General features: G+C 71.5%; 13 protein-coding genes. 5 read left to right on the top strand and 8 right to left on the bottom strand.

From position 1 onward, the window contains the following. Positions 1 to 12 precede the first annotated feature (12 nt). The 5 genes from AWQ68_RS26060 to AWQ68_RS26040 all read right to left on the bottom strand — a co-directional run bounded on the left by AWQ68_RS26060 (position 13) and on the right by AWQ68_RS26040 (position 5,424). On the bottom strand, positions 13 to 1,101 hold the full coding sequence (locus AWQ68_RS26060; RefSeq protein WP_066944660.1) for an ADP-ribosylglycohydrolase family protein: 1,089 nt from the start codon (positions 1,099 to 1,101) through the stop codon (positions 13 to 15). Beyond that, positions 1,098 to 2,402, bottom strand: a complete 1,305-nt coding sequence (locus tag AWQ68_RS26055; RefSeq protein WP_066944658.1) for an ABC transporter substrate-binding protein — start codon at positions 2,400 to 2,402, stop codon at positions 1,098 to 1,100. The genes AWQ68_RS26060 and AWQ68_RS26055 overlap by 4 nt, the downstream gene beginning before the upstream one ends. A gap of 151 nt (positions 2,403 to 2,553) precedes the next feature. After that, positions 2,554 to 3,387 (bottom strand): carbohydrate ABC transporter permease, encoded by an 834-nt coding sequence (locus AWQ68_RS26050; protein ID WP_066944657.1) that lies wholly within the window; start codon positions 3,385 to 3,387, stop codon positions 2,554 to 2,556. A gap of 1 nt (position 3,388) precedes the next feature. Then, on the bottom strand, positions 3,389 to 4,294 hold the full coding sequence (locus tag AWQ68_RS26045; protein WP_066944654.1) for a carbohydrate ABC transporter permease: 906 nt from the start codon (positions 4,292 to 4,294) through the stop codon (positions 3,389 to 3,391). Next, positions 4,291 to 5,424, bottom strand: coding sequence for a LacI family DNA-binding transcriptional regulator (locus AWQ68_RS26040; RefSeq protein WP_084464410.1), 1,134 nt, complete (start codon positions 5,422 to 5,424; stop codon positions 4,291 to 4,293). The genes AWQ68_RS26045 and AWQ68_RS26040 overlap by 4 nt, the downstream gene beginning before the upstream one ends. A gap of 199 nt (positions 5,425 to 5,623) precedes the next feature. Between AWQ68_RS26040 and AWQ68_RS26035 the strand changes: the two genes are divergently transcribed. Further along, complete coding sequence (locus AWQ68_RS26035) at positions 5,624 to 6,472, top strand: sirohydrochlorin chelatase (protein ID WP_066944653.1); 849 nt, start codon at positions 5,624 to 5,626, stop codon at positions 6,470 to 6,472. A gap of 133 nt (positions 6,473 to 6,605) precedes the next feature. Here AWQ68_RS26035 and AWQ68_RS26030 read toward each other — a convergent pair whose 3' ends face one another. Both AWQ68_RS26030 and AWQ68_RS26025 read right to left on the bottom strand, forming a co-directional pair. Then, a complete protein-coding gene (locus AWQ68_RS26030) occupies positions 6,606 to 7,502 on the bottom strand; it encodes a hypothetical protein (protein ID WP_066944651.1) in 897 nt (298 codons plus the stop codon). Further along, complete coding sequence (locus AWQ68_RS26025) at positions 7,499 to 8,047, bottom strand: RNA polymerase sigma factor (RefSeq protein WP_066944649.1); 549 nt, start codon at positions 8,045 to 8,047, stop codon at positions 7,499 to 7,501. Before AWQ68_RS26025 ends, AWQ68_RS26030 begins: the two co-directional genes overlap by 4 nt. A 256-nt stretch (positions 8,048 to 8,303) precedes the next feature. On the opposite strand from AWQ68_RS26025, the gene AWQ68_RS26020 reads away from it, so the two are divergent. Further along, on the top strand, positions 8,304 to 9,122 hold the full coding sequence (locus AWQ68_RS26020; RefSeq protein ID WP_084464409.1) for an SAM-dependent methyltransferase: 819 nt from the start codon (positions 8,304 to 8,306) through the stop codon (positions 9,120 to 9,122). Between the two features lie 16 nt (positions 9,123 to 9,138). Here the strand turns inward: AWQ68_RS26020 and AWQ68_RS26015 are convergent, their stop codons facing one another. Next, a complete protein-coding gene (locus AWQ68_RS26015; RefSeq protein WP_066944647.1) occupies positions 9,139 to 9,504 on the bottom strand; it encodes a DUF2203 domain-containing protein in 366 nt (121 codons plus the stop codon). A 269-nt stretch (positions 9,505 to 9,773) separates the two neighbouring features. Between AWQ68_RS26015 and AWQ68_RS44360 the strand changes: the two genes are divergently transcribed. The 3 genes from AWQ68_RS44360 (at position 9,774) to AWQ68_RS26000 (ending at position 12,378) form a co-directional block, all read left to right on the top strand. Beyond that, on the top strand, positions 9,774 to 10,613 hold the full coding sequence (locus AWQ68_RS44360; RefSeq protein ID WP_245656090.1) for an ABC transporter substrate-binding protein: 840 nt from the start codon (positions 9,774 to 9,776) through the stop codon (positions 10,611 to 10,613). Then, positions 10,574 to 11,434 (top strand): amino acid ABC transporter permease, encoded by an 861-nt coding sequence (locus tag AWQ68_RS44355; RefSeq protein WP_245656089.1) that lies wholly within the window; start codon positions 10,574 to 10,576, stop codon positions 11,432 to 11,434. The genes AWQ68_RS44360 and AWQ68_RS44355 overlap by 40 nt, the downstream gene beginning before the upstream one ends. 203 nt (positions 11,435 to 11,637) lie before the next feature. Beyond that, the gene (locus AWQ68_RS26000; RefSeq protein ID WP_066944643.1) at positions 11,638 to 12,378 is read left to right on the top strand and encodes an amino acid ABC transporter ATP-binding protein; all 741 of its coding nucleotides are present in this window, start codon (positions 11,638 to 11,640) and stop codon (positions 12,376 to 12,378) included. The last annotated feature ends 38 nt before the right edge of the window (positions 12,379 to 12,416 follow it).

The raw sequence follows: 12,416 nt of genomic DNA, 5'->3' as shown, positions 1-12,416 counted from the left end.
ATCCTTCCAGGGTCATCCGGCGTCGGTCGGGCCCTCGGACCCGCCGGGCCGCCCGTCGGCCGGACCGCCCACCAGGGCGGCCACCGGGCCGCCCTCCGGACGGCCCGTCAGAGTGTCGGCCAGCCGGTCGGCGGCGTCCCGGACGTGCCGGCCCGCGACGACGGGCAGGCAACGGCCGGCGACCGGCCCGACACGGCGGGCCCAGCGCTCGGGCACGCCCGCCTCGCCGGCTCCCGCGCCCGCCAGCGCGCCCGCGATCGCGGCCGTCGTGTCGGCGTCCCGGCCCAGGTTGGCCGCGGTGACCACGGCCGCCTCGACCTCTCCGCCGCCCCTGACGTAGGCGGAGAAGGCGAGCGCGACCGCCTCCGGGGCCAGATCGGTCCACGGATAGTGCTTCACCACGACCGAGTCGTGGAGGGCGCGGGCGAACTCCTCGCGTGAGGTCCTCTCGCTTCCGTCACGGACGATCGCGAGGGCCTTCCTGGCGGCCCGGGCGGTCCAGGAGTCCCCGGGGACCGCCCGGAGCCCCGCCTCGACCACCTCGTCCGGCCCGGCGCCGGTCATCGCGACCGCCACCGCCGCCGCGACCGCCCGGCCGCCGAGGACGCCCTCGCCGCTGTGGCTGACCCGCCCGTCGATCTCGGCCAGCCGCGCCGCCTCATCGGGGTCGCCCGCCGCGAAGATCCCGTACGGCGCGGCCCGCATGGCCAGGCCGTCGGACCAGCCGTGCGGGTGCCACCGCCCGCTCAGCGGCGGGCCGAGCCCGCGGCGGAGCGCCCGCACGGTGCCGAGCTCGGAGAACCCGGCGCCGCGCATTGGCCCGTCGAGCCGTGCCACGATCTCGGCGCGCCACGCCTCGGCGACGTCCTCCGACGTGAGCGCGTGGCCGTGGCGGAGGAGGAGGGACGCGGCGAACAGGCTGTACTCGGTGTCGTCCGTGCCGCCGCCCTCGATCTCCGCAAGCACGCCCCAGCGCGCGGCGATGGCCTCGGGCGTCATGTTCTCCGCGGGCGCGCCGAGGGCGTCGCCGGCCGCGAGGCCGAGCAGACAGCCCCGGGCGCGGTCGCGCGGCGAGCCGGCGGGCGCGAGAGGAACCGTCACCGTCCGTACCGCTCCAGCACCTTGTCGCCCTCCTCGACGAGCCTCTTCGCCACCTCGTCAAGGCTGATCTTGTTCGCGAAGTACTCCTGGAGCACCGGCGTGGCCACCTTGCTCTTCCACTCGTCGTAGCCGTCCACCTTGAGGTACGGCGCGACCACGAGGTTCTTGGCCGAGGCGGTGGCGACGTCCCAGAAGTTCTCCTTCGAGGTCATGGCGGGGTCGGCCGCCGCCGAGGTACTCGTCGGGAGCAGCCAGTCGCCCTTGGCGAGCTTGGCCTGGTTGGGCCCGTTCAGGAAGAACGAGATGAACTTCACGGCCTCCTGCGAGTGCTTGCTGTCGGCCGCCACGGACAGGGTCTGGGACGTGGCGCCCTGCTCGGCGGTGACGTCCTTCAGCGGCGGCAGGGTGACCCACTCGAACCCGCTGGGCGCCTGCTCGGCGACCTGCTGGCGCAGGTAGACGCCCGCCGGCACGATCGCGTACTTGCCGGCGAAGAAGCCGGGCAGCGGGTCGGCGGTGCCCATGCCGAGTGCCGACGGGTCGGCCGACTTGTCCTTGTAGAGCTGGTCGTGGATGCGGCCCAGCACCTCGCGCTCCTCGGCGCCGACCTTGACCCGGGTCTTGCCGCCCTCGGTCGTGAAGAAGGTGCCGCCGAAGTTGAGCCCGAGGGTGAGCACCTTGTTGACCGGCGACTTCATCGGCCAGGCCACGCCGTACGCGCCGCCCTTGGTCATCTTCTTGGTCGCCTCGGCGAACTCGTCCCAGGTCCACGGCGCGTCGGGGGTCGGGATCCGGACGCCGGACGCGTCGAGGAGCTTCTTGTTGGCGTAGAGGACCTGCGACTCCTGCAGGAACGGCACGCCGTACACGCCCTGGCCGCCCTTGCCGTCGCCGAAGGTGACGGTGTCCCAGGCGGCCTGCGGGATGTCGCTCTTCAGCTCGGACGGCAGGGAGCTCGACAGGTCGAGCAGGAAGCCGCGCGACGCGAACCCGGACAGGGCGGGCGAGTCGTCGTGGATCACGTCCGGCGGGTCGCCCGCCTCGAACGAGGTGACGAGCTGGTCGTTGACGTTGTCCCAGCTTCCCTGGACGTACTCGACCTGGATCTTGGGGTTGGCCTTGTTCCACTCGTCGACGAGCTGCTTGTTGGCGGCGATCGACTCCTTCTGCCAGGCCAGGCTCAGGAACCGCAGCTTCACCGGTCCGTCGGACGCGGCGCCGTCGCCGTCGCCTCCCCCGCTCGAACATCCGGCGGCCAGAACGACGGCCGCCACCGCGAGCGCGGCACTCCAACGCCTCATGTGACTCTCCTATCGGGGAACTGGGGGGAACTCGGGGAGCATCTGGTGAAATCCGAGGACCTCGGGGACCTCGGCGACCGGGGATCCGGCGCGAGCCCCTGGCGTCTCCGCGGCCGGCACAAGGGGCCGGAACGCGGCCCCGGGAACGGCGTCATCCCTTGACCGCGCCCGCCATCAGGCCGGACCTGAGCCGCCGCTGGATGACCGCGAAGAACGCCAGGCTCGGGATCGTCGCCAGCAGCGAGGCCGCCGCGAGCGGGCCCAGCCGTACGACGCCCTCCGGGCCGGTGAACTTGACCAGCGTCAGCGGCAGCGTGGCCACCTCGGGGTCCTTGAGGACCACGAGCGCGAACAAGAACTCGTTCCAGGACGAGATGAACGCGAACAGCAGGGTCGCCACGACGCCGGGGACGAGCAGCGGCGCGACGACGGCGGCGAGCGCCCGCAGCCGCCCCGCCCCGTCCACGGCCGCCGCCTCCTCCAGCTCGCGCGGCACCGCCCGGACGTAGCCCTGGAGCATCCACAGCGCGAACGGCAGCGTGAAGGTGACGTGCACGAGCATGAGCCCGGGAAGGGTGTTCACCAGGTCGAGCCCGCGCAGCACCATGAACAGCGGGATGATGATCAGGATGACCGGGAAGACCTGGCTGACCAGCACCCACCCGATCGCGATCTTGTTCAGCGCGCCGCGATAGCGCGCCAGCGCGTACGCCGCCGGAAGCGCCACGACCACGGTGATCACGGCGCTCGCGAGCGCGACGACCAGGCTGCGCGCGGCGCTTCCCACGATGTCCTGCTCGTCGAAGGCGTCCGCGAAGTTGGCCAGCGTCGGGTGGCGCGGGATCCACGTCGGGTCCAGGCTCGCCATCTCCTGCGGCGTCTTCAGCGCCGTGGACAGCAGCCACGCGAGCGGGAATGCCAGGAAGACGACGTAGCCCAGCAGGGCGAGGTACTTCAGGGCGGTGCGCACCGTCCGGCCTCTCATCTCAGTCGGCCTCCCTCATCTGGCGCCACAGGTACAGGCCGAGCACGGCCAGGACGACGATCGTGATCGCGACGCCGAGGGTCGCCGCGTACCCGAAGAAGCCGTAACGGAACGCCTCCTCGTACGCGAACAGCATCGGCAGCCGCGTCCGCCCGCCCGGCCCGCCCTGGGTCAGCACGTAGACGAGGCTGAACTGGTTGATGTTCCAGACGAAGTCGAGCGAGGTGATCGCGACGATCACGGGGCGGAGCTGCGGCAGGGTGACGCTCCAGAAGCGCCGCCACACGCCCGCGCCGTCCACTCCGGCGGCCTCGTGCAGCTCCTTGGGGACGTTCTGCAGCCCGGCGAGCAGGACGACGGTCGTCTGCGGCATCCCCATCCAGATGCCGACGACGATCACGGCGGGAAGCGCCACGGAGAAGTCGTTGAGCCAGTCCACGTCGGTGCCGAGGACGGCGTTGAGGATGCCCGCGTCCGGGTGGTAGACGAGCCGCCACATCAGGCCGATGACCACGGGCGGCATCGCCCACGGCACCAGCGCGAGCACACGGGCGAACCCGCGCAGCCGCAGATCCTGGTTCAGCAGCAGGGCGAGCCCGAGCGAGGCGAGGAACTGCAGCACGGTCACCGATACCGCCCACACCATGCCGATGCGGAACGACTCCCAGAAGTCGCCGTCCGCGAGCAGGTCGGCGAAGTTCGCCAGGCCGACGAACGACGTCTCGGTGTTCCGCCCCGAACGGGCGTCGGTGAACGCGAGCAGGATGCCGTAGACCAGCGGGCCGACGCTGAGCACGAGCACGGGCACGAGGGCCGGGAGCAGCAGCAGGAAGGTCTCCCTGGCCCGCGCCCCGCTCTGGGCGGGGCGCCGCCGGGTTCCGGCGGGCCGGGCTGCCGTGAGCGTCATCGGATCCCCTCCTCGCCGGCGGTGCGCCCGGCCTGCTGCGCGCCCTTCCGGGCGTCTCCGGCCGCCTCCCCGCCTTCTGCGGCCTCTCCGGCCTCTCCGTACTCCTCGGCGTACTCCTCCGCCTCCCGCACGCCGACCGTCGAGGCGCGTACGGCGAGGCGCGGCTCGACGGTGACGACGCGCGGCTCCCGCTCGCCGTTCTCCAGGCGGTCGAGCAGTAACTCGACGGCGGCGCGGCCACGGCGGGCCGAACCGAGCGACACGCTCGTCAGCGACGGCCAGGCGACCGCGGCGAGGTCGGTGTCGTCCATGCCGACGACGGCGACGTCCTCGGGGACGCGCCGCCCGGCGCGGCGCAGGACGTCGAGCGCGCCGAGCGCGATCAGGTCGTTGGCGCACATCAGGGCGTCCACGTCACCCGCGCGGTCCAAGAGCGCCTGTACGGCCCGCGCGCCCTCCGCCCGATAGAAGTCGCCGACCTCGACCAGGTCCTCGTCGTACGGCAGATCGAGGGCCTCGAGCGCCTCACGGTAGGCGGCGGCCCGCGCGGCGCCGGGGACGGTGTCGGCCGGGCCGTTGACGAACGCGATCCGGCGGCGGCCGAGGCCATATAGGTGGTCGAGGGCGAGCCGGACGCCGGTGCGCGAGTCGGCCCGCACGTTGTCGACGCCCGCGCCCTCGGGCATCGAGCCGATGACGACGACGGGGGCGCGTGCGGCGGCCAGGGCGCTCAGGTGCCCCTCGGTGACCCGCAGCGGGCTCATGATCAGGCCGTCGACGTACCGCTCGCCGAGCCCGCGCAGCACGTCCAGTTCGTCGGCCACGTCGGCGTCCGTCGAGTGCAGCAGCAGACGGTAGCCCGCGGCGCGGAGCACCGGCTGGATCTCCCGCACCATCGCGAGGTAGACCGGGTTGCCGATGTCGGCCATCGCGAACGCGACCTGGTTCGTGCGCCGGCTCTTGAGCGACCGGGCCACGGAGTTGGGGACGTAGCCGAGTTCCTCGGCGGCGCGCAGAACGCGGCGGACCGTCTCCTCGCGGGTCGGCAGCCCGTTGAGGACCCGGGAGACCGAGGCGATGGACACCCCGGCGTGCCGAGCGATCGTGTTGATCGTGGGGCCTTCGGCCACAAGTCACCTCGTCAGCGGCTGTGTAAACGTTTACGGCACCCACGCCGCTGTAAACGTTTACGGATGGGATGTGGCAATGAAACACGCCTGTCACAGAAAGCGTCAAGTCACGATCGCGTAAAACGATCAGGCTAAAGATCGGCATCAAGCGGTGGGTTGGTTCACTCATTCGGCCTGATTCGCCCTAGAATCCGCCGATGTGAACGAAGGTCACGACGACCCGCCGAAGCTTCCCGTCCGGGAGCGCTCATACCGGCCCGGAACCGGCCGCCACCGGCGTCCGCTCCCGGCGACCCTGCCGCCGGACGCGCCCGCCCTGGTGCTGGCCGTTCCCGGCAAGGCGGGAGACGTCGCGGCCGAGATCGCCTCGATCATCCGGCTCGACAACCCGCAGGTGGACCTCCGCCTCGTCTCGCTCGTGGACGGCGGCGCCGACCTGGCCAAGGAGTTCGTCTCCGCCGCCGCCGACCGGCCGGCCGCCGAGACGGCCGCGGTGGTCGTGCCGCTGGTGACCGGGCCGCACCCGCGCGTCATGCGGGCGGTCCGCGACGCGGTCACCCAGAGCGAGACCCCGGTGATGATCGCGCACCCGCTCGGCCCGCACCCGCTGCTCGCCGAGGCGCTGCACATGCGGCTGGCGGAGGCCGGGCTGGCCCGGGTCGACCGGATGCGCCTGTTCAACGTGACCTCTCCGGTGGACGGCATCATCGTCGCGACCACCGGTGGCGACGAGGGCGCCCGTGGCGCGGACGCCACCGCGGTGCTCCTCGCCGCCCGCCTGACCCTGCCCGTCGTGCCCGCGGCCCTCGACGGCGTGCCGAACGTCGCCGACGCCGCCGAGCGGCTGCGCAAGATCGGCGCCAACCGGCTCGCCCTCGTCCCGTTCGTCATCGGGCCGGAGGCGGACCACGACCGCGCCACCGCCGCGGCCGAGGCGATCGGCGCGGGCTGCGCCGCTCCTCTCGGCGCCCACGAGGCCGTCGCCCGCCTGGTCGGCATGCGCTACGGCTCCGCCCTCGGCTCGTACGAGGAGTCCGACGAGGACTGAGGCCCTGCCGGGGCCTCAGCCGGAAGCGAGCGATCCGGCCCGCGCTTGGTGACCCCTCCCCCGGCTCACGCCCGCTCCCCCGTCGGCGATCCGAGGCTCTGCGGAGCGGGCGCCGTAAGGCCGGAGGAGAGCGTCAGTCCGTCTGGTCGTACCAGTGAGGCTCGGCCTCGTAGACGGTCATGGGATTGGGCGCCCGACCCGCTTCAGGACCGGGGACGACATAGAGATCGACGGTGTCGAAGCTGGAGTGGCGGGAGCCCTCGACGACCCAGCCGTCCTCGATCCGGTCGGCGGTGACCCGCTGGTCGAAGAAGCTCCCGTTCGGAAGGGTCCACCACAGGCGGTAGCCGACCTTCAGCTTCCGCCGGCGCAGCTCGTCCCGTACCTCCGCGACCGTCCTGCCGTGGCTCCGGTAGCCGTCCAGCGCCTCCGCCGACGAGGGATCCACGACGTCGTCGGCGTACGGCTCGCCCGGCGCGGCGGCGCGGCCGATCCCGAACACCACCCGGCCCGAGTAGCGGGCGGGCAGCCACACCTTGGCGCAGAACGCGCCCGCGCACGGCTCCACGCCCTGCACGCCGATGCTCCCCGGACCGCGGAACCCTTCCGGGACGACCGGCCCGACCAGCCTGCCCACCTCGTCGGGCGGGACCGGGATGCGCTTCACCGTCACGTCCAGCCCGACGGCGCGGAACGCCTCCTCGAAGCGTCCGGGATCGGCCGCCGGGTCGGTGACGGTGACGCTGAAGTAGTCGGTTGCCCTCTCGACGGAGACCGCCGCGTTGGCGTAGCGGGTGGCCGGTCCGCCGGGCAGGCCGACGCCGATCGCGACGGCGACGCCCAGCCCCACGGCGACCCCGCCGAGCGCGAGCGCCCGCCGTGTCCTGCGAGCGGGCGCGACCCGGAGGCGCCGCCCGGCGGGCGCGCGCTCCTCGGACACGATCGACTCCATCAGCGCGCGGGCGGGGGCGGTGGACGCCTGTCCGGCCAGGTCCTCGTCACGCAGCCGGGCCAGGTTCGTGAGGTTCACAACGAGCTCCCTTCGAGCATGGCGGCGTGGGGATGGTCGACTCCGGCCGTGGCGAGCGCCCGCGCGAACCTCCTGCGCGCCCGATACAGCCGGATCCGTACGGCGTTGCGGGAGATGCCGAGCGCGGTGGCGAGCTGCCGGGTGTCGAGCCGCTCCCAGGCGACCAGGGACAGCAGCTCCCGGTCGCCGTCCGGCAGCGAGCGGAAGACCCTGCCGACCGGGGAGAAGTCCTCCTCGGGCGAGCGGGTGTGCGTCAGGGCGGGCAGGGAGGCGAGGTGCTCGCGCAGCGCCTCCGTCCGCTGTTCCCTGCGCAGTTCGCCCCGCCTGTGGTTGGCGAGCACCCGCCGGGCCACGCCGTACAGCCAGAGCCTGGCCTCGTCGCCCTCGGGCAGCTCGTCGATCCGCCGCCAGGCGACGGTGAACGTCTCGGCCACCACGTCGGCGGCGTCCTCGGGGTCCCGACAGCGGCGCAGGACGTACCCGAGTATCGGTTCGTAGGCGCGTTCGTAGACGTCCACGAACCGGCCGTGGGGATCGGCTCCCATCCGGCCTCCTCACTTGATCGTCTGTCATCCCGTCCATGTCCGCGTGCCCGACACCATTTCGCCGCCCGATCCGCGGCTGTCTGGATGTCCTGGGACGGGGTGCGGTCCATCTGGAGGACGGTGTCCGGCGAACGCCCACATGGTCATGAACCCGGAAAAATCGCGAAATATGCGCCGGTTCACGAAAAGTCGATCTTGAGGGGGTCTGTTGGGGTTACGCTGGCGGCGTCCGTCCCGACCGCAGGAGCGATGAGCAGTGACCGACGGTTCCTCCACGTCCGGACCTGAGCGGTCCACCCGGATCGACGCCGGCGCCGCGCACTCCGCCCGCGTCTGGAACTACCTGCTGGGCGGCAAGGACAACTACGCGATCGACCGCCAGACGGGCGACATGATCCTGCGGATGTTCCCGGACATCGCCCGCATCGCCCGCGTCCAGCGCGCGTTCCTCGCCCGCGCGGTCCGGTACCTGGCCGGGGAGGCGGGCATCCGCCAGTTCCTCGACATCGGCACCGGCCTGCCGACGGCCGACAACACGCACCAGGTGGCCCAGCGGATCGCCCCGGAGTCGCGGATCGTCTACGTGGACAACGACCCGCTGGTTCTGGTGCACGCCCATGCCCTGCTCGCCGGCGACCCGGCGGGCGTGACGGACTATGTCGAGGCCGACGTCCGCGATCCGGAGGAGATCCTGCGGGAGGCGGCCAGGACGCTCGACTTCACCCGTCCGGTCGGGCTCATGATGCTGGGGATCATGGGGCAGCTTCCCGACGGCGACGACCCGTGGGCGATCGTCCGGCGGCTGCTGGAGGCGCTGCCGTCCGGGAGCTACCTGGCGCTCAGCGACGGCACCGACACCAGCGCGACGCTCAACGAGGCCATCCGGATCTACAACCAGAATTCGGCCGGCTCGTACCATCTGCGCAGCCCGGAGCGGATCGCCGACTTCTTCGAGGGGTTGGAACTGATGGAGCCGGGCGTGGTGACGACGTGCCTTTGGCGGCCCGACTTCCCCGCCCTCGACCCCTTCTCCACCGAGGTGGACGCGATCTGTGGCGTCGGCCGCAAGCCCTGAACCTCCGGGGCGTACGTCAGCGGGGCAGCGGACGCCGTCCGGCGAAGCCGAGCTCGGTGCGGTGATACCAGGCGAGGTCCGTCTCGCCCTCGACCCAGCACAGGCGCACCGACACGTCGTCGAGCTCGGCGGGGAAGTCGACGAGGACGGGCGCCGCTCCCTTGAGCTCGATGCCCTGGTCGCCGAACCACAGCAGGATCTCGCCGATGCGCGCCTCCAGGGCCTTCCGCTCGGGGATGCCGCCGAGGGGTGAACTTCCGGCGTTCGCCAGGTCGTAGGAGATCTCGGCGAGATCCGCCCGGAGCGTCACCAGGTCGGCCACCTTCGTGCGGACGTCGGGCATGAGCGACCTGGCCTCGTCGAGGCTGAAGATCCGGTCCATGCCCCGAACGCTAGCGCCTGGGGCGACGGCGGCGGGTGGGAATCCCCGGCCCGGACGGCCGCTCCACGCCGTACACCGGCCTGCCTCCGCCGCCTCCGGCCGGCGGTCACGGGAACCAGGGAAAACGGCGGTAACACGCGCACCGTTCAGCCCGTATTGCGCGAAATCCCCTTCTTGTCTCTCTTTTGTCAGATCGATGTGGAGCGCTCTGTCAGCTCCTATAGATTGTCGTAAATGTTGTCTTTTGTCGCATTTACAGGGAGGGTCGCGTGGCTCTTTGGCCCATGCGTCACCGGATGCTCGCCATCGGCGCCGCCGCGCTGGTGACCGCCCTCACCGCTTCCGCCTGCGGGGGCGGCGGAAGCGCGGGCGGTGGCGGCAGTGCGGCGGGCGGCGTCCGGCTCGTCAACGCCGGAAAGCTCACGACCTGCACGCACCTGCAGTACGAGCCCTTCCAGTTCACCCGGGGCTCCCAGATCGTCGGCTTCGACGTGGACGTCATCGACCTCGTCGCCAAGAAGCTGGGCGTCAAGCAGGACGTCATCGACATCGACTTCGCCGCGATCAAGAGCGGCGCCGTGCTCAACGCGGGCCGGTGCGACCTCGCCGCGGCGGGCATGACGATCAACGACGAGCGCCGGAGGAACATCGACTTCTCCGTGCCGTACTTCGACGCCACGCAGGCGCTGCTGGCCAAGAAGGGCAGCGGGCACACCTCCCTCGCGGACGTGAAGGCCAGGGGTCTCAAGCTCGGCGCGCAGGCCTCCACGACCGGCCTGCAGTACGTCAAGGACAAGGGGTTCGACCCGATCGAGTTCGCCGACTCCTCCAAGGAACTTCTCGGCCTGGAGACCGGCCAGGCCGACGTGGTCGTGCAGGACCTCCCCGTCGTGCTGACCTGGCTGAAGAAGCCCGAGATCCGCGCGAAGTACGACGTGGTCGCCCGCCTCGACACCGGCGAGCAGTACGGCATCGGCATGAAGAAGGGCAACTCCGCGCTGTCCAAGGTCGTCGACCAGGTGATCGAGCAGGCCCGGGCGGACGGCACGTACAACGCCCTCTACAAGAAGTGGTTCGGCGTCGAGCCGAGCCCGGCGGCGGCGTCGTGACCGCGCCCGGCGCCACCCTCGCGCCGCACCGAGGGTTGAGCCCGCGGGATCGGCGGCGGCTCGGCAGGGGCGCCCAGTACGTCGTGCTGGTCGCCATCGTGGTCGCGCTCGCCTGCCTCGCCGACTGGGGCGCGATCAAGCAGTCGTTCCTCAACACGCAGGTGATGTCCGACGGCCTGCCCCGGCTGTTCACCGTCGCCCTGAAGAACACCGTGATCTACACCGCCAGCGGGTACGTCGTCGGGTTCGCGCTCGGCATGCTGCTGGCGCTGCTGCGGCAGTCCTCGGTGGCTCCGTACCGGTGGATCTCCGCGACGTACATCGAGATCTTCCGCGGCCTCCCGGCACTGGTGATCTTCCTGATGATCGGGAGCCTGCCGCTGGCGTTCCCCGGGTTCCAGATCCCGGGCGGCGTGTACGGCCAGGCCGCGCTCGGCCTCGGTCTCGTGTCCGCGGCGTACATGGCGGAGACGTTCCGGGCCGGCCTGCAGGCGGTGCCGAAGGGGCAGATGGAGGCGGCCCGTTCGCTCGGCATGTCCCATGGGCGGGCGATGCTGTCGATCGTCGTCCCGCAGGCGATCCGGATCGTGATCCCGCCGCTCACGAACGAGCTGGTCCTGCTGTTCAAGGACTCGTCGCTGGTCCTCTTCCTCGGGGTGACGGCGGCACAGGTGGAGCTCGCCAAGTTCGGCAACGACCAGTCGTCGATCTTCGCCAACCCCACCCCGATCCTGGCGTCCGGCCTGACCTACCTGCTGATCACCATCCCCCTCGGGTACGTCGCCCGCCGCCTCGAATCACGCCAAGGAGGGGCCCGATGAGCGAACGAGGAGCGGTGAGCGACAGATGAGCACGGAGCGAACCCGACGCAGTGAGCACAGCGGTCCGCGAGGAACGAGCGGCCCGCGCAGCGAACGAGGAGCGGTGAACGACAGATGAGCACGGAGCGAACCCGACGCAGTGAGCACAGCGGTCCGCGAGGAACGAGCGGCCCGCGCAGCGAACGAGGAGCGGTGAGCGACAGATGAGCACCGTCGAGATCAGGGACCTGCGCAAGTCCTTCGGGGAGCTGGAGGTGCTCAAGGGCATCGACTTCACGGTGGAGGCCGGGCAGGTCGTCTGCGTGATCGGCCCGTCGGGGTCGGGCAAGTCGACGCTGCTGCGGTGCGTGAACCTGCTGGAGCGGCCCACGTCCGGCCGGGTCGTCGTGGACGGTACGGAGATGACGGATCCGGACGTGGACATCGACGCGGTTCGCCGCCGCCTGGGTATGGTGTTCCAGCAGTTCAACCTCTTCTCGCACCTCACCGTGCTGCGCAACGTCACGATCGCCCAGGAGCGGGTGCTGCGGCGCGGCCGGGCGGAGGCCGAGCGGATCGCCAGGGAGAACCTGGAGAGAGTCGGCCTCGGCGAGAAGGCCGACGCCTTCCCCGCGCAGCTCTCCGGCGGCCAGCAGCAGCGGGTGGCGATCGCCCGCGCGCTGGCCATGAACCCGTCGCTGATGCTGTTCGACGAGCCCACCTCGGCGCTCGACCCCGAGTTGGTCGGGGACGTCCTGAGCGTCATGCGCGAGCTGGCCGGGGACGGCATGACGATGATGGTCGTCACCCACGAGATGGGCTTCGCCCGCGAGGTCGCGGACCGCGTGGTGTTCATGGACCAGGGGGTGATCGTGGAGGACGGGCCGCCGGAGCAGGTGATCGCCGCTCCCCGGCATGCCCGTACTCGCGAGTTCCTCAGCCGGGTGCTCCACCCCGAGGGCTAGAGCCTGTACGGAGTTGAGTTCGGAAGGATTCGCCTGCG

Source organism: Microtetraspora fusca (assembly GCF_001570365.1).
GTDB classification, from domain to species: Bacteria; Actinomycetota; Actinomycetes; order Streptosporangiales; family Streptosporangiaceae; genus Microtetraspora; species Microtetraspora fusca.
Note: the sequence above shows the minus strand (reverse complement) of the source record. Positions and strands in the feature narration are given on the sequence as shown.